Source organism: Paenibacillus sp. Z3-2 (assembly GCF_054161325.1).
In genome coordinates this window covers 5,013,353-5,031,251 of sequence record NZ_CP096397.1, presented here as the reverse complement: position 1 = coordinate 5,031,251, position 17,899 = coordinate 5,013,353, and the positions used below count along the sequence as shown (strand labels likewise).

Here is a 17,899-nt window from a genome sequence, read left to right as displayed (position 1 = left end):
GCACAGTTCACTTTATTAATTCATGCCTTTTTTTGTGTTCCCTTGCTTGCATAACAACATATAAACTTAGACGAAAGGGTGTAAGCGAAGCGATGTTTAAGAAGCTTTTTGGTGTATTACAAAGAGTAGGTAAAGCGCTCATGTTACCTGTAGCCATTCTGCCAGCGGCAGGTTTGCTGCTCGGAATCGGAAACATGCTGGTTAATCAAGACTTTTTGCAATATGTATCTGCACTCGACACCCCTTGGGTGAACTCGATCGCAACAATTATGATGAACGCAGGTCAGATCGTATTTGATAATCTGGCATTGCTGTTCGCCGTCGGTGTAGCCGTTGGATTGGCCGGTGGCGAAGGGGTTGCGGGTCTAGCAGCCATCATCGGTTATCTGGTCATGAACGTCACACTGGGTACCGCAGTAGGGGTTACCCCGGCAATGATCGGCGAAGTACCGGGTTATGCCAGCATCTTGGGTATCCCAACATTAAGTACAGGCGTGTTCGGAGGTATTATCATAGGTATTGCCGCCGCGCTGTGTTACAATCGATTTTTCAAAATCGAACTGCCGTCTTACCTGGGTTTCTTTGCAGGTAAACGATTTGTTCCGATTATCACTTCGGTTGTTTCCCTCTTAATCGGGTTGCTTCTCGTGATTATCTGGCCACCGATTCAAAATGGATTGAATGCTGTGTCTCACTTCATGGTAGATACAAGCCCGACATTGTCGGCATTTATCTTCGGTGTCGTGGAACGGTCATTGATTCCGTTCGGTCTTCACCACATTTTCTACTCCCCATTCTGGTTTGAGTTCGGTGAGTACGTGAACAAAGCTGGAGACGTCATTCGTGGTGACCAGCAGATCTTCTTCAATCAATTGCGTGATGGTGCAAACCTCACAGCGGGAACGTTCCAAGTTGGTAAATTCCCGTTCATGATGTTCGGTTTGCCAGCGGCCGCTCTTGCGATGTACCATGAAGCAAGACCGGAACACAAAAAGTATGTTGCAGGCATTATGGGTTCGGCTGCGCTGACCTCGTTCCTGACAGGGATCACAGAACCACTTGAATTCTCGTTCCTGTTTGTAGCGCCAATCCTGTTTGCAGTACACTGTATCTTTGCAGGTTTGTCTTTCATGACCATGCAAATTCTGGGTGTCAAGATCGGTATGACCTTCTCCGGTGGGTTCATTGACTTCCTGATCTTCGGTATTATTCCGAACCGTACACCATGGTGGAACGTTGTTATCGTCGGCTTGATTCTTGCGGTAATCTACTACTTCGGATTCCGATTAATCATTCGCAAATTCAATCTCAAAACACCAGGACGTGAAGAGGCAACGCCTGAAACTGCGTCTGGCGGAAGCTCCGGTTCAACGGATGAGCTGCCGCATAACATTCTCGAAGCTTTTGGTGGTAAGGAGAATATCAAACATCTGGACGCTTGTATTACTCGTTTGCGGATTGAAGTCAATGAGAAATCCAATGTGAAAAAAGATCGTTTGAAGCAATTGGGTGCATCTGGTGTGCTTGAAGTGGGTAATAATGTTCAAGCCATCTTCGGAACACGTTCCGATACGATTAAAACTCAAATGCAGGATATCATTGCAGGACGAACACCAGCACCAACGCCAGCAGCTGCTAAACCGACTCCAGAAGAGGAGAAGGCTCAAGGTGAACAAGGCGAGCGTATCGTTGCTGAGGATATCGTAATGCCAGTTAATGGTGAGTTGCTGGACATTTCGAACGTACCTGATCCGGTCTTTGCTGAAAAAATGACAGGTGACGGATTCGCTATTTTGCCACATGATGGCACAATAACATCTCCTGTGTATGGTAAAGTGTTTAATGTATTTCCAAGCAAACACGCCGTGGGCATCATGTCCGACGGAGGCAAGGAAGTGCTTGTTCATATAGGTGTCAATACGGTGAAGCTGAAAGGTCAAGGCTTTAACGTACTGGTGCAGGAAGGTGATCTGGTATCGGCGGGTCAGCCGATTATGGAAGTGGATCTGGAGTATGTCAAAGCGAACGCTCCATCGATCATTTCACCAGTTATTTTCACCAACCTGCCAGAAGGCTCCACAGTGACCTTGAAGAAGAGTGGAGTGCTCAAAGTTGGCGATCAGCCAATCATTGAGATAAAATAAGAAGTGTTACGACGATGGCAAGCAAGTGTAAATATATGCAATGCCTAAACCAAATTACTGAAAGTGAGATGATTGTAATGCAACAAACATTTAGAATTACAGACGAAGATGGTATCCACGCACGTCCGGCGACAGCCCTGGTTAATACAGCTAACAAATTCAAAGGTGCAGAATCCTTTGCAGAAGCTAACGGTAAAAAAGTAACTTTGAAATCCATCCTGGGTGTTCTTTCCCTCGGTTTGGAACAAGGCGACACCATCAGCATCATCGTTGAAGGCGAAGGCGAAGCTGAAGCTCTTCAAGCTTTGACTGACGTTATGGTTAACGAAGGGTTGGGCGAAATTAATGCTTAATGTCTCCGGGATCGCGGCTTCGGCGGGTATTGCTATCGCCAAGGCGTTTATCTTGGAGCATCCTGATTACTCTGTAGAAAAACGCCAAATTACCGACGTTGACGCAGAGATCGCGAAACTCGACTCAGCTCTGGGCAAGTCCCAGGCTGAGCTTGAGGCGATCAAAGAGCGCACTTTACAAGAGCTTGGCGAGAAAAAAGCAGAGATTTTTGCTTCGCATTTGCTCATTTTGAATGACCCGGAACTGATTGATCCGGTTAAAGCTAGAATTGCAGATGACATGATCAATGCAGAATTTGCTTTGAACGAAACGGCATCGCAATTTATCTCCATGTTTGAGAACATGAAGAGTGCTTACCTGCAGGAACGTGCTGCAGATATGCGTGATGTTACCAAACGTGTGCTAAATCACTTGCTTGGTATCGACTTCATGAGTCCAGCTGAGATCAATGAAGAAGTGATCGTGCTTGCGGAGGATCTGACGCCTTCGGATACGGCACAACTGAACCGTCAATTTGTTAAAGGTTTTGCAACCAACATTGGTGGTCGTACTTCTCACTCGGCGATTATGGCTCGCTCTCTTGAGATTCCGGCTGTCGTTGGAACCAAGGACATCTTGGCTCAAGCGAAACAAGGCGATATGATTATTGTTGACGGTCTGGATGGTCACGTACTGGTTAACCCTACAGATGACGTTATTGCTGAATACCGTGCCAAACAGGAACAGTATGATGCACAACGTGCAGAGTGGAGAAAACTTCGTGATGAGCCAACGGTAACGGTAGACAACGTTCATGTTGAACTTGCAGCCAACATCGGTACACCGAATGATGTAACGGGTGTTCTGGAGAACGGCGGCGAGGCTGTAGGCCTGTACCGTACCGAGTTCCTGTACATGGGCAGAGACAAGCTTCCTTCCGAAGACATTCAGTATAATGCTTACAAAGCGGTACTGGAAAAAATGGAAGGTAAACCTGTCGTTGTTCGTACACTCGACATCGGTGGAGACAAAGAGCTTCCATACCTGGATCTGCCAAAAGAAATGAATCCATTCCTCGGCTTCCGCGCAGTTCGTCTGTGTTTGGACCGTCTGGATATCTTCCGTACACAATTGCGTGCATTGCTGCGTGCAAGCGTACATGGCAACCTGCGTGTGATGTTCCCAATGATCGCAACACTGGGTGAATTCCGTGAAGCAAAAGCTGTCTTGCTCGAAGAGAAAGAGAAGCTGGTTGCTGAAGGTATTGCTGTTTCTGACAGCATTCAACTCGGAATCATGGTCGAAATTCCTTCGACTGCAGTTCTGGCGGATCAATTTGCCAAAGAAGTGGATTTCTTCAGTATCGGAACGAACGATCTGATTCAATACACCATGGCTGCTGATCGTATGAACGAACGAGTGGCTTATCTGTACCAACCGTATAACCCGGCCATTTTGCGTTTGGTTAAAATGGTTATCGATGCAGCGCATCGTGAAGGCAAATGGGTTGGCATGTGTGGTGAGATGGCAGGAGACGAAACTGCAATTCCATTGCTGCTCGGTCTTGGATTGGATGAGTTCAGCATGAGCGCAACATCCATTCTGCCAGCTCGTAGTCAGATCACCAAGCTGTCCCGTGCGGATATGCAGGAACTGGCTACCAAAGCTTTGGATATGCAAACGGCTGAACAAGTCGTTGAATTGGTTCAAAGCATTCAAGCGTAATTTTGCCGGGGTATCCTCCGGATTTGAGGTTTTTCTTTTTCCGATAATGAGCTGCGTTCATGCAGCGATTTTGCCGGTATCCGCGAATCATGTGGATATCGGCTTTTTTTGTTGGGCGAATGTATAGGAAATAAAGGGGAGTACGAGGAGAGAGAGCCTGTAATGTATAGCCAAAAAATGCTCTTACTGGTGTAGTTAACATCAGCAAGAGCATGGATTAGAAACTCACTTAGTTTAACTGCAAGCGCAGTTCAGTACAGGTTTACGGGCTGCGGTAGTCTCATCGAGTCGAGTAACCGGTGTGCCATAAGGTGCGTTCAGTACCAGTTCTGGTGTCTCTTCTGCTTCTTTGGCAATCCGTATCATCGTATCAATGAATCCATCCAACGTTTCTTTACTTTCGGTTTCTGTCGGCTCGATCATAATGCATTCTTCGACGTTAAGCGGGAAGTACACGGTTGGTGGATGATATCCAAAATCAAGCAATCGTTTGGCAACATCCAGTGTACGCACACCATACTGCTTCAGTCCCCGTCCAGACATGACGAATTCATGTTTACATACGCCTGGATATGGAATCTCGTAGTAAGGGGTGAGGCGGGCCATCATATAGTTGGCATTCAGTACCGCGCATTCAGAAACACGGCGTAAGCCTTCCGGTCCATAGGTGCGAATGTAGGCATAGGCACGTACCAAAATACCGAAGTTACCGTAGTAGGCTTTCACCCGGCCAATGGATTGATCGCCTTCACGATCGAATGCATACATACCGTCATCATTTTTGATCACCATCGGCTTAGGCAGGAACGGAACCAGACGGCTCTTCACGCCGACTGGTCCGGCGCCAGGTCCACCACCGCCATGAGGCGTACTCATCGTTTTGTGCAAGTTCAGATGCACCACGTCAAAGCCCATATCACCCGGACGGGTAATGCCCATAATGGCATTGGAGTTCGCGCCATCGTAGTACAGTAAGCCACCAGCCTGGTGTACGATGGATGCAATCTCCTGAATGTCTTTCTCGAACAAACCAAGTGTATTCGGGTTTGTCAGCATCAATGCTGCCGTATCCGAACCGACGGCTGCACGGAGTGCGTCCAGATCAACCAGTCCGTCTGCCCGGGATGGAATCGTTACAGTATCAAATCCTGCAACGGTTGCACTTGCCGGGTTGGTACCATGCGAAGAATCGGGCACGATGACTTTGGTACGTTGTTCGCCACGACCTTCGTGGTAGGCACGAATCATCATAAGTCCCGTCCATTCTCCATGGGCACCCGCGGCGGGTTGCAGGGTCACCGCATCCATACCTGTCAGACCTGCAAGGTCGTTTTGCAACGTATATAACAGTTCAAGTGCACCTTGAATGCTGGATTCATGCTGGTACGGATGAATTTTGGCGAAACCATTATAACGTGCAACATCCTCATTAATCTTTGGATTGTATTTCATCGTACAAGAGCCCAGTGGATAGAATCCGTTATCTACGCCGAAGTTGCGGCGGGACAGAGCAGTATAGTGTCGAATAACATCTACCTCGAACACTTCCGGCAGTGCCGCTGCTTCTGAACGGAGCATTTCCCGGGGAATCAACGCATCGACAGCTTGACGAGGAACGTCACATTCTGGCAGGGAATAAGCGACACGTCCAGGGCTGCTGAGTTCAAAGATCAATGCTTGCTCCGATGCAGGGGATAAGGTTTGTGCGTTGAATTTTTCTGTCACAGATTGAGCTGAAGTGGAGACAGAGGTACCCGTTTCCGATTGTCCTTGTGCCGGTGTTGTCGTCGTTTCCTGAGTCACAGCGATCCCTCCAATGCTCGTGCGAATTCGTCAATCTCTTCCTTACTGCGTCGTTCGGTAACAGCAATCAGCATATGTCCGGCAAGCTCCGGATAATTACGTCCGAGTTCGTAGCCACCAATGAAACCCTCATCTAGCAGTTTCAGCTGAAGTGCATCCACGTCTGTTCCTTCAGGAAGCTTAATCACAAACTCATTGAATGTTGGTGCATTAAACGTCAGGCTAACTCCAGGAACCGCAGTTAATGTATTCAGGGTGTAATGACTCTTTTGCAGATTCAGATCGGCTACATCGATCATTCCTTGTTTCCCCATGATAGACATATAGACTGATGCGCTGAGTGCAAGCAAAGCCTGGTTGGAACAAATATTAGATGTCGCCTTTTCGCGGCGGATATGCTGTTCACGTGCTTGCAGTGTAAGTACAAAACCGCGCTTGCCGTTGCGATCTGTGGTCTGGCCTACAATTCGGCCAGGAATTCGGCGCATATGAGGCTGGGATACGGCGAAATATCCGCATGTCGGGCCGCCAAGTGAAGCGGCGATACCGAGGGGCTGCGCATCGCCTACTACGATGTCAGCACCCAGCTTGCCTGGAGCTTCCAGCAGACCCAGCGATAGCGGGTTAGCACTTACGACGAGCAGACCCTTGTGCGCATGCACGAGGTCAGCGGCTTGCTTCACATTTTCCACGGCACCGAAGAAGTTCGGACTCTGGATCATGACAGCAGCGGTATCGTCTGAGATGGCGGCTTGCAGGGCATCCCAGTCAGTGACGCCATCCTTATAGCCAATCTCGACAATCTCCAAACTCAATCCGTGCGCATACGCCTGCAATACCTGACGTGCTTCCGGATGAACGGTACGGGATACGATGAGCTGTTTGCGACGAGTTGCCGCTGCGACCAGATTACCTGCTTCCGCAAAGGCCGTTGCACCGTCATACATGCTGGCATTGGCTACAGCCATACCGGTTAATTCACAGATGTAGGACTGGAATTCGAAAATGGCCTGTAGTTCACCTTGGCTGATCTCAGGCTGATAAGGTGTGTAGGCAGTGTAGAACTCGGAACGGGAAATGACATGATTGATGACGGAAGGAACATGATGATCGTATATGCCTGCACCGAGGAAGCTGGCATGTGTTTCGAAATTGGCGTTGGCGCCAGCCTGTTTGGACATGTGACGTGTCAGCGCATATTCATCAAGTTTGGAGGATACGGGCAGCTCGCCCTGATAACGAATCTCCTGCGGAATGTCCTGAAACAGATCATCCAGTGTATCCACACCGATGGTTGCGAGCATGGCGCTCTGATCCTGCTCGGTCATGGGAATGTAACGGTGCTTGCTCATGCTTGATCAACTCCTTGGGTAGGTGTCTTTGACGTACGTATCCGTTTATGAAAAGGGGTCTTCACGACCACGGCTTTCAGCTTCTTGCCGCGGATCTCAATCTCAAGCGGGGTTCCGAGTCCAGCATGTTTGCTGTCGATGAGGGCAAGCCCCAGATTACGCTTCAATGTAGGTGATTGCGTACCTGTCGTCACTTCGCCAATCTGTACGCCTTCGGCGTAAATCGGATAGTGGGGGCGGGGAATGCCACGCTCCAGCACTTCGATACCGACCAGTTTGCGGGCGGGACCGTCATTTTTTTGTTGTAACAAGGCTTCGTGTCCGATAAAGGGTCCAGCGTTCAGCTTCACAAACATACCTACGCCAGCTTCGAGTGGAGAGATGGTTGCCGACAATTCCTGTCCATACAGAGGGAGCCTTGCTTCAAAGCGCAGCGTATCCCGGGCACCGAGACCTGCTGGTACAAGTCCGTGACCTTCTCCAGCCTGCATTAATCCATTCCAGACCGCAGAGGCTTGGTCCGCAGATACATATAGTTCAAATCCATCTTCACCGGTATAACCAGTACGGGATAACAGCAATTTTACTCCACAGACTTCGGCATTCTGCACAAAACGAAATGGTTCAATGGTGGATACATCCGTATCTGTAACTTTTCCGATAATATCTACAGCCAGTGGACCTTGCAGGGCGAGCAGCGCCGTCTGCTCCGAATCGTTGGTCATGCTTACACCAGGGATCAAGTGCTCTTGCAGCCATGCCCAATCCTTGTCGATGTTGGAGGCGTTAACCACGAGCATATACTGCTGATCTTCCAGCTTATACACGAGCAGATCATCCACCACACCGCCATTCGGATAACACATCAGGGTATACTGGGCTTGACCGGGAACCAGCGTGGTCACATCATTGGTCATCATTTGTTGCAAAAATGCTTCAGCCTGCTCACCCTGTACTGTGAATTCGCCCATATGGGATACATCGAACAGTCCAGCGCGCTCGCGTACCGCTTCATGTTCTTTCTGGATTCCGCTAAATTGTACCGGAAGCTCCCAGCCTCCAAAATCAATGCACCGTACGCCTTCATATTGCTGATATAGTGGGAAGAGTGGTGTTCTAAGCAAATCGGACATCAAATCACCTCGTCATGGGCCGTCAGCCGGCCGAATATGCAATCGTGGATCAATGAACCAGGGTATTTTTAAATTTTCATCTAGAGACCTTTAGTGGGTAAGTATGATAAGGCAGCTATGACAGCGCCGATCTGAATCCTGTTTTTCGTTTTTTGGGAAAAAGGAAAAGGACAGGCCAAAGAACCGGCATGCCAAGTAGCACGCTGTATTCTAAGGCTCTGTCCCTTGTACCTGAGAGTTACCCCGCCGCGTCGTACAGCAGGTTTCCCCTTGGGTGATCATAACGCCCGCACAGGGCGAATAGATGCTCTCCAGAGTTGCGTCCCGTAAAAGTCCTTTTGCCTGAGAGATTCACCTCCGCTTATCGGTGGTTTACTCCTTCGGCGTTACCTCATGTACATCCCGAGTCGGGTGTCGCGGGTAATCTCTCCCTTTACATTCATCCGCGGGTATAACATAGTCCAATAAACACGTTTACTCCTCTCATTAAAACGTGAATCCACTATCGATGTCAAGAACGATATCATAGAAAGTGATTAAAAACCGAATATTTAGTATAGTTTTAATATAATTGTTCGTGTATTTAAAAAGACTACGCTTACTATTCTAATATTCACCAGTATATGTAGAAAGAGTGTATTCAGGTTACGGTTTGAGGAGGGGATCAGCAAATAAATTGTAAGGTATCTTGACATTTGATTCATAAATATCATACGCTATGTTCTGGGAAAAAGGTTAAGGTCAAAGATCGCATGCACTCATTAATGAAAAGCGAGGCGGATATCGATGAGCGAATTGAAAAGTGATTTCCTGTACAGTGAAGAGCACGAATGGGTGCAAACCGTAGGGGAGGATACTGTACGTATTGGCATTACCGAGTTCGCGCAGCATCAGCTGGGTGACATTGTGTTTGTGGAATTGCCTGACCTTGAATCCAATGTAAAAGCAGAAGACAGCATTGGAACGATCGAATCGGTCAAAACGGTGTCGGACTTGTTTTCTCCAGTCACTGGTTCAATCATTGCGGTGAATGATTCGTTGCAGGACTCACCTGAACTGGTAAACAGCTCTCCTTACGAGGAAGGCTGGATGATCGAGATTCGTGTTGAGGGAGATCTGTCTGCAGCGTTGTCCACATTGATGAATGCAGATGCGTATCGCAAACATACCGAAGAATAGAATCAATGAACTTGTACTTATTAACATATGTTATTACAAAAATGAGATGTGCTTCGTGTTATTGCGACCTGTGTGAGCTTGATGCTTGCACAGGTTTTTTTGTGTTTTCCAAGGAACGATGTGAATACTGTTTAAGCAGATTGTGGATGCAAATTGTCTGATTAGATCAAGCTATAGGGTAGAAAATGATTTTGGAAATGATAAAAGTCATAGGCAAGAAAAGCCTTATGTACCAATGAGTTCAGCCATTATGCATAGATAAAAACGATTACATAACCTAATGTTGTCATCATTGTTCATGACGAAAGTACGCTTTCATTTCATTGAACAGGAGAGCATTCTCGCTTAGGATTACAGCAGGGGAGAAATGATACCCCTTTCATAATCATAATCACTTGATCCAAGGAGGATAATACAATGAGTAATTTGGACCAATCGTCCAATTCCAAAGGTGGGCTACGGGTTGGTGTTCAGCGTTTTGGCCGATTCCTGAGTGGTATGGTCATGCCGAATATGGGAGCGTTCATCGCCTGGGGATTAATTACGGCTCTGTTCATTCCAACAGGCTGGTACCCTAACGAGACGCTTGCACAGCTAGTCGATCCGATGATCAAATATTTGCTGCCACTGTTGATCGGTTACACCGGGGGTACGATGGTGCATGGTCAGCGTGGTGGTGTCGTGGGTGCCATTATGACCATTGGGGTCATCGTGGGTAGCGATATTCCGATGTTCCTCGGGGCCATGATCGCTGGACCTCTGGCAGCATGGATCATCAAAAAATTCGATAAATCGATCGAAGGTAAAATTAGAGCCGGATTTGAAATGCTGGTTAACAACTTTTCAGCCGGTATTATTGGCGGAATCTTGGGCATATTTGCGCTACTGGGCATCGGGCCTGCTGTAGAAGCAATTAGCAAAGTATTGTCTGCCGGAGTGCAAGGCTTAATGAATCTGGGTTTGCTGCCGCTGGTCAACCTGATTATCGAACCGGGTAAAGTATTGTTCCTGAACAATGCAATCAACCACGGTATTCTTACACCCATTGCAACAGATCAAGCGAGAGAATTAGGGCAATCCGTATTATACATGCTTGAATCCAACCCGGGTCCGGGACTTGGTATCTTGCTTGCTTATTGCTTCTTCGGACGCGGAATGGCCAAATCTTCTGCACCAGGTGCCGTTATCATTCATTTCTTCGGGGGAATTCATGAGATCTACTTCCCTTACATTCTGATGAGACCGATTCTGATTCTTGCCGCAATTGCAGGCGGTGTTGCAGGAACATTAACATTCATGCTTACAGGCGCAGGGCTTGTCTCAGCACCATCACCGGGTAGTATTATCGCTTATTCCCTTTTAACACCAAGAGGTGGATACCTCCCAATGCTCGCTGGGGTTCTTGTAGCAGCGGTTGTTTCCTTCCTTGTAGCAGCATTGTTGCTGAAAACGGGTAAACAAAAAGACGAAGATCTGGAGTCCGCATCCAGTCGGATGAAAGACATGAAGAGTCAAGGAACCGTGCCAAACGCTGGCATTACGGCTAACCAACGTGAAGCAGACAGAGCTGCGGATATGGCTTTTTCTACAGTGAAAACAGATGTGAAGAAGATTGTCTTCTCCTGTGATGCAGGTATGGGATCGAGTGCCATGGGCGCTTCCATTCTACGCAAGAAGATGAAGGCCGAGGGGATTGACGTTACGGTGACCAATACGGCCATCAGTGATATCCCGCCGGATGCAGATGTGGTGATCACACAACAAGTATTAACAGATCGTGCCCGCTCTGTGGCACCGAATGCAGAACATATATCCATCGACAACTTCCTAAAAAGCCCGGAATATGATGCGCTCGTTGAACGTCTGAAGTAATTGCAAGCATTCGTTTTCCCTGAGCCGGAGGCTGAGATATGAGTATTACCAAAAGACAACGTGAAATCGTGGAGTTTCTGCTGGAGCATCCACATGAGGTCACTGCCGGCGAAATTGCCGTTGAAGTAAAAGTCAGTACCCGAACCGTTCACCGCGAGCTGCAAATGATTGAACAATGGCTTGAACCTTTGGGGATGAGACTGGAAAAAAAATCAGGAACCGGAATCCGAATTGATTCCGGTTCGGATGATCTGACTGCATTGCGACAGCAACTGGAGGGTAAGGAATATGTAGAGTTTACGCCAGAAGAGCGTAAGCTCTTCATGCTTTGCATCCTGCTTGATGAGTCAGAGCCTGTGAAGTTGCTTGCTCTTGCTTCAGACCTGAAGGTGACTGTGTCCACGGTAACCACTGATCTGGACGATCTGGAGTCACGGATTCTTCAGGCTGGACTGAAGCTGGTTCGCAGGCGAGGATATGGTGTCAAGATTAACGGAAGTGAGACGTTTCATCGCACAGCCATAGCTGCACTTGCCCTCGAATTTCTGGATGAGTCCGACCTGTTCGGAAGACAGCCAGAACAAGGAGGCTCCATCGTAAACCAAAAACTGCTGGATATGATCGGACATGGTGATGTGCTAACGGTCGAAAATGCGTTATGGCAGCCGGATATCGAATGGCTGGAGAACATCCCGGAACGGCAATACATGAAGCTGCTGATTCAATTATCTGTTGCGGTCGTACGTATCCGTAAAGGCTTTGGCATTGGCCGTATATCTCCTCGGGAGAAGAAGGGAAATGAAATTGCAGAGCAGGGTGAGATAAAGGTTCCACCGTATCTGGCTTCCCGCTTGTGCAGTGTTCTATCTACCCAGCTGGGGCTGACATTCTCCCAGGATGAGCAAGCTTATTTTCACAGACTATTAATTGAGACAGAACAACGCATTCACTCTTCACGGCTGTTGCCAATAGACGACTTGATTTTACTGGACAGGGTACATTCGCTGATTGATCAGATGCAGGCTAGAACTCATTATGCCTTTCATGAGGATCGTTTGCTTCGTGAGGGTCTGATTGGTCATATGCAACCTGTAATGGAGCGAATTGAAGAACAGCAGATCATTCGTAATCCGTTGCTGCAGCAGATTCGCAAGGATTATGATTCACTCTTCGAAGATGTCAAAAAATCCGTGCATCAAGCTTGGCCGGGTGTGGAAGTTCCGGATGAGGAAATTGGTTTCTTGGTCATGCATTTTGGAGCTTCCATTGAGAGGTTGCGTGCATTGAAACGGGAAATCAGGGCGATCATTGTGTGTACAAGCGGAATCGGATCATCACGCATGCTTTCCAGCCGACTGACAAAGGAGATTCCCGAGATTCGGATCATGGACAGCGTGTCCTGGTATGAAGCTACCCGAATCCCTACAGATGAATATGACCTGGTGTTATCCACTGTCGATCTGCCGATGGATGAGCATCAGTATTACAAAGTGAGTCCACTGCTCACGGCAGAAGAGAGTGAGCGGCTGCGCCATTTTATCAGAACAACAACGTTACAACGCCAGCATAACAAGCCGCTTGAAACAGAGATTCAGACGACAAGTCGTTACTCGGACCCTGACGGAATGGAAGCTCTTCTGGTTGAAATTGTTCGGATTATTGGAAAGTTTCAGGTGTACCCGCTGGATAATCGAGATATCGGTTTCTATAAAACCGTATATGCGATGTGCAACGTACTCCATGGATCTGGTGTGTTGAAGGAACCGGAGGAGATTGCGAAACGGTTGGAGGCACGTGAAGCAGTGGGGAGTCAGAAGATTCCCGGCACAAGACTTGCGCTGTTTCATACACGCAGTGAGGGCATCTACAGGCCGTCTATCAGCCTATTTCAGCTCACTGAGCCACTCCTTCGTACGCCGGATGATCCGGCAGGAGTTACCCATATCCTCGTGATGCTCGGCCCCAGGGAATTATCCAAGGAAAGTCTGGAGGTTCTCAGTGAGATCAGTGCCCTGTTATTGCAGGAAGAAATGATTACATTGCTGGAAAAGGGAATCAGGGATGAGCTCATTCATTACCTATCCCAGGAACTCGTTGGATTTTATCGCAGTAAAACTGAAATTGGAGGTCAAAAATGATGAGTATGTTAACAACAGATAAAGTCATCATGAATGCGACGGCTCAGGACAAATATGAAGCGATTCGTATGGCAGGACAGATTCTGAAGGATGCGGGACATATTACCGCTGATTACATTGAGAAGATGATTGAACGTGAAGAGATTGTCTCGACCTATGTAGGGAACGGCCTTGCGATCCCGCACGGTACGAAGGAGTCCAAATCTTTCATTTTATCCACAGGTATCTCTGTCATTCAGTATCCACAAGGTGTTGATTTTGGCGAAGAAAAAGCCTATATGGTGATTGGTATCGCGGCTCAAGGCGGGGAGCATATGGAGATCTTGACTAGCATCGCGGTGATCTGTGCTGAAGATGAGAATATGGAGGCCCTGCGACTGGCCAAAACTGCCGAAGAAGTTATTGCTATTCTGGAAAGTGAAATGGAGCTATGAAGGCCTTACACTTTGGCGCAGGTAACATTGGACGTGGGTTCATCGGATTGATTCTGTCCCGTGCAGGATATGAGGTGATTTTCTCCGACGTGAATCAGGAATTGGTAACGGCTCTCCAGGAACGGGGAGAGTATACCGTAGAACTGGCTAACGAAAGTAAGGATCGGGAGACCGTCAAGGGTGTAAATGCAATCGATGGGACCCAGTTAGAAACGGTTGCCCAAACTGTGGTGGAAGCGGATCTGATTACAACCGCAGTGGGTGTAGGCGTACTAAAGCATATTGCACCAGGCATCGCGAAAGGACTTGAGAAGAGACTGAATTCAGGTTCTGCTCAAAACCCTCTCCACATTATTGCTTGTGAGAACGCAATTGGAGCCAGTACGCAATTGAAAGAACATGTATATGCTCTGCTCAATGAAGATGTACGTTCCCTTGCGGATCAGTACATTTATTTCCCCGATTCGGCCGTAGACCGGATTGTGCCTATTCAACATCATGAAGATCCTCTGCATGTACAGGTAGAGCCTTTTTACGAATGGGTGGTGGATCGTTCCCAGATGGCTCCTGCATTCAAACCGGTTGAGGGCATCGTATATGTCGATGACTTGGAGCCGTATATCGAACGGAAGCTGTTCACTGTAAATACAGGGCATTGTGTTGCAGCATATATCGGTAATGTGCACGGGTATGACACGATTCAGAAGGCTATTACTGACGAAAAGGTGAAATCCATTGTATACGGCGCTTTGCAGGAAACCGGGGCTGTTCTGGTGAAACGGTTTGGATTTAATCCTGACGAGCATGAGCAGTATATTGTCAAAATATTGGGAAGGTTCGTCAACCCGTATCTCACCGATGAGGTTACTCGTGTTGGTCGTTCCCCGCTGCGCAAGCTGTCTCCGAATGATCGTCTGGTTCGCCCGGCTCTTCAGGCCTATGCGGATGGAACTGAAACGACCTATCTGGCTATGGGCATGGCAGCTGCCTGCAAATTCGATGTCTCCGATGATCCGGAAGCAGTCGAACTGCAGGACATGATCCGCCAGAAGGGGATTGCGGCTGCACTCCATCATTATACGTCCATGGATGAGCATCATCCGGTGCTTCAACAGGCTGTTGCTCAGTATAACCAAATGTAAGAGCAGTGTTCGTAAGCTAATAGTATAGACAATGCATCATAAAAGAAGAGCCATACAGTCGTTAACTGTATGACTCTTCTTTTTGTTTGAGCACCTCGGCGTAGTCATCCAAACAGCGTTGACATATGCACGACTTTCGGCGCTGCTCTGGCGGAATGCGGTCAAATATACCTTCGGGGAAAGTAGCCCGGTTACACCAGCATTCCGAATGAGGATGTCCTGCGGCATAGGAACAGCTATTAGCTTCCCCGCATAAAGGGCAGACAAGAACATCGATGTTCAAGCGCTCCTGATTGTCTTGTTCTGCAGACATTCGGTTCTTCCTTCCTTGTGGAATAGCTATGAGTTGAAGATAAACATACTGATCTCAGTATAACAGAAACGTGTGGGTGATCATGGAATTCACTGTACTTAAATGTACATATGAATTCCACTTCACTATATTTGTTTTTCTCACTTAACTATTCTTCAGGCGGTAATTCGATCTGTAGACCTTCTACATGCTTGCGTCCCATTAGTTTGCGTTTCTTCCGGTTTTCTTTTGTCTCAAACACGATGTCCAGATCGTAGTCGTCACCCGGATATAGTTCATCGGCAGATATATGGAGGGTCAGGCGTTTTTTATGGATTTTGACTTTGCGCCCTCTCAGTATGACTCCGATATTTCCCCGGCTATCCTCCACATCACAGACGATGCCCGACTGGTTGAGATAGGCCGCATACACCCGATCCCCTTTGCGAAAAGGTTTGGCAGGAGCAGGAGAATCAGACTCTCTGGTTGTTGTCTTTTTGTGGAGACTGACGGAATCCTTTGATTGCTTAGACTTATTCCGCCTGGTCAACTCTGCTGGGTCCTCTGCTCCTGTAACGGAACGATCAGGCATCAGGACCGGATTCTCCAAAGGAGGTGACGTGAACACGAATGTACGATCTCTCGAACTACTTTGATCCGATAGGGACTTGGAACGCTCGATAATTCGCTGTGGCATGCCTAGCTTCGATGCGATGGAATAAGCATAGCTCTCACCAGCTTCTCCTATACGCAATCGATAAAGAGGCTGGAGTGAGATCGTATCAAATTCCATGCGCGCATTTTCAAATCCTGGGGTGGCAGCTGCAAAATGTTTGATTTCCCCAAAATGCGTTGTCGCCACAACGGTTGCTCCGCGGCTGTGCAGTTCCTCCAGCATGGCGATGGAAAGTCCGACGCCTTCACCGGGATCTGTGCCGGATGCCATCTCATCAATGAGCACCAGAGTCGATGTATTGGCCTGTTCCAGTATGCCGATCATATTGCGAATGTGTGCAGAGAATGTACTGAGTGCTTGTTCCATACTCTGTCCGTCACCAATATCGACCGCTACTTCGTGATAAACGGCCATCTCGCCACCTTCCTCCACCGGAATAAGCAAACCGGATTGCATCATCAGGGTGAGCAAACCTAGCGTTTTGAGTGCTACCGTTTTACCACCGGTATTCGGTCCGGTAATAATGAGCGACGAGTACGTTCTGCCGATTGCAAAATCAAGTGGGACCATGGAAGAACCCATGAATGGATGACGTGCACGTTGAACACTGATGTGGCCTTGTGTATTGACTTGAACAGTACGTCCGTCCATGGTGGCCGCATATTTGGCTTTGGCAAACAGGAAGTCCAGCACGCCTACCGTTTCAGTGTTCAGTGCAATTTCACGGCTATAGGATTCAGCCAGGGAGGTTAAATCACCGAGAATTCTCATCTCCTCTCGGGACTCCTCAGCCTGTAGAGCGGCCAATTCCATCTGCAGGCCTACTAACTCAACGGGTTCAATATATACAGTTTGCCCGCTCCCCGATTCATCCAGCACACTGCCTTTCACCTGTTTACGGAATTCTTTCTTAATGGGAAGAACCGTTCTTCCTCCGCGTTGACTGATGACATGTTCCTGCATAATGGAGCGATGTTTGCTCACCAGAGAATCAAGCTTTCTTTTCATTCGTTCCTCATTCACGGTCATTTTTTTACGGATTCGAATCAGTTCCTTGCTTGCCTGATCCTGAATGCGTCCACTATGGATGCAACGCTCGATCTCACTCAGCAAAGGTTCGATCATAATCATGGACGCTGCATAACGACTGACGGTGGGGGCGGCCCCAGATTTGCCCTCCATGTATTTCATAAGTTGTGCACAGCTCCGCAGGAACTGTGCGAGATGACTGAAGTCACGTTCACTGAATAGATAACCGGTACCGAGCAGATCCATAATGGTTTCCATTCCATCCAGTGAAGGGAGGGGGATACTGGCGCCAAAACGAATCAATGCAGCCGCTTCAGCAGTTTCCTCCAAGCGAATCTGAATCAACTGAGCGTCAACCATTGGTTTCAGTTCTCTGGCATAACGCTTCCCTAGATAAGACAGGGCGCAGTCTGCAACGTTTTTTTGAATTTGTGGATAGCCCAGACTGTTTAAGGTGTTTTCATTCATGTGTAATCTCTCCTTGGATTTCAAATGGTATTTCAGTTAAAGTAGTGAAACGTATTCCTGAAAACGCAAAAAGGGCGGAGAATGAACAAACGTCATTCTCCGCCCTAAACGTATGGGAAAGCAGAGTCCACTACAGGTCTATAATAAAAAAATCCGCGCTGAACACAGCGCGGAAATAG

At 47.9% G+C, this 17,899-nt stretch carries 13 protein-coding genes and 2 riboswitches; of the genes, 8 read left to right on the top strand and 5 right to left on the bottom strand.

The genetic code is table 11. The features are described 5' to 3' along the window. The first annotated feature begins 92 nt into the window (after window positions 1–92). The 3 genes from ptsG to ptsP all read left to right on the top strand — a co-directional run bounded on the left by ptsG (window position 93) and on the right by ptsP (window position 4,202). Window positions 93–2,144, top strand: a complete 2,052-nt coding sequence (gene ptsG, locus M1D71_RS22495) for a glucose-specific PTS transporter subunit IIBC (RefSeq protein ID WP_458123760.1) — start codon at window positions 93–95, stop codon at window positions 2,142–2,144. A gap of 77 nt (window positions 2,145–2,221) precedes the next feature. Then, window positions 2,222–2,497 (top strand): HPr family phosphocarrier protein, encoded by a 276-nt coding sequence (locus tag M1D71_RS22490; RefSeq protein ID WP_036617010.1) that lies wholly within the window; start codon window positions 2,222–2,224, stop codon window positions 2,495–2,497. Beyond that, window positions 2,490–4,202, top strand: a complete 1,713-nt coding sequence (gene ptsP / locus M1D71_RS22485; protein WP_458123759.1) for a phosphoenolpyruvate--protein phosphotransferase — start codon at window positions 2,490–2,492, stop codon at window positions 4,200–4,202. Before M1D71_RS22490 ends, ptsP begins: the two co-directional genes overlap by 8 nt. 234 nt (window positions 4,203–4,436) lie before the next feature. Here ptsP and gcvPB read toward each other — a convergent pair whose 3' ends face one another. The 3 genes from gcvPB to gcvT form a co-directional block, all read right to left on the bottom strand. Further along, window positions 4,437–5,927, bottom strand: coding sequence for an aminomethyl-transferring glycine dehydrogenase subunit GcvPB (gcvPB, locus tag M1D71_RS22480; RefSeq protein WP_458127330.1), 1,491 nt, complete (start codon window positions 5,925–5,927; stop codon window positions 4,437–4,439). A 74-nt stretch (window positions 5,928–6,001) separates the two neighbouring features. Next, on the bottom strand, window positions 6,002–7,357 hold the full coding sequence (gene gcvPA / locus M1D71_RS22475) for an aminomethyl-transferring glycine dehydrogenase subunit GcvPA (protein ID WP_458123758.1): 1,356 nt from the start codon (window positions 7,355–7,357) through the stop codon (window positions 6,002–6,004). Beyond that, on the bottom strand, window positions 7,354–8,490 hold the full coding sequence (gene gcvT / locus M1D71_RS22470; protein ID WP_458123757.1) for a glycine cleavage system aminomethyltransferase GcvT: 1,137 nt from the start codon (window positions 8,488–8,490) through the stop codon (window positions 7,354–7,356). Before gcvT ends, gcvPA begins: the two co-directional genes overlap by 4 nt. A 216-nt stretch (window positions 8,491–8,706) precedes the next feature. Next, window positions 8,707–8,807, bottom strand: a riboswitch (glycine riboswitch). A gap of 3 nt (window positions 8,808–8,810) precedes the next feature. After that, a riboswitch (glycine riboswitch) is annotated at window positions 8,811–8,933 on the bottom strand. 343 nt (window positions 8,934–9,276) lie between these two features. On the opposite strand from gcvT, the gene gcvH reads away from it, so the two are divergent. The 5 genes from gcvH (at window position 9,277) to M1D71_RS22445 (ending at window position 15,255) form a co-directional block, all read left to right on the top strand. After that, window positions 9,277–9,669, top strand: coding sequence for a glycine cleavage system protein GcvH (gcvH, locus tag M1D71_RS22465; protein WP_458123756.1), 393 nt, complete (start codon window positions 9,277–9,279; stop codon window positions 9,667–9,669). Window positions 9,670–10,086: 417 nt separating this feature from the next. Continuing rightward, complete coding sequence (locus M1D71_RS22460; RefSeq protein ID WP_458123755.1) at window positions 10,087–11,541, top strand: PTS mannitol transporter subunit IICB; 1,455 nt, start codon at window positions 10,087–10,089, stop codon at window positions 11,539–11,541. A 38-nt stretch (window positions 11,542–11,579) separates the two neighbouring features. Next, window positions 11,580–13,679 carry a BglG family transcription antiterminator gene (locus M1D71_RS22455; protein ID WP_458123754.1) on the top strand — a complete coding sequence of 700 codons (2,100 nt, stop codon included), beginning with the start codon at window positions 11,580–11,582 and terminating at the stop codon, window positions 13,677–13,679. Further along, a complete protein-coding gene (locus M1D71_RS22450; protein ID WP_427432352.1) occupies window positions 13,679–14,113 on the top strand; it encodes a PTS sugar transporter subunit IIA in 435 nt (144 codons plus the stop codon). The genes M1D71_RS22455 and M1D71_RS22450 overlap by 1 nt, the downstream gene beginning before the upstream one ends. After that, entirely contained in the window at window positions 14,110–15,255 is a 1,146-nt protein-coding gene (locus M1D71_RS22445; protein ID WP_458123753.1) for a mannitol-1-phosphate 5-dehydrogenase, read from the top strand. The genes M1D71_RS22450 and M1D71_RS22445 overlap by 4 nt, the downstream gene beginning before the upstream one ends. 61 nt (window positions 15,256–15,316) lie before the next feature. Here M1D71_RS22445 and M1D71_RS22440 read toward each other — a convergent pair whose 3' ends face one another. Both M1D71_RS22440 and M1D71_RS22435 read right to left on the bottom strand, forming a co-directional pair. After that, window positions 15,317–15,568: a cysteine-rich CWC family protein gene (locus tag M1D71_RS22440; protein WP_458123752.1), complete on the bottom strand. Its 252-nt coding sequence runs from the start codon at window positions 15,566–15,568 to the stop codon at window positions 15,317–15,319. 148 nt (window positions 15,569–15,716) lie between these two features. Further along, window positions 15,717–17,720 carry an endonuclease MutS2 gene (locus M1D71_RS22435; protein ID WP_458123751.1) on the bottom strand — a complete coding sequence of 668 codons (2,004 nt, stop codon included), beginning with the start codon at window positions 17,718–17,720 and terminating at the stop codon, window positions 15,717–15,719. Window positions 17,721–17,899 lie beyond the last annotated feature (179 nt).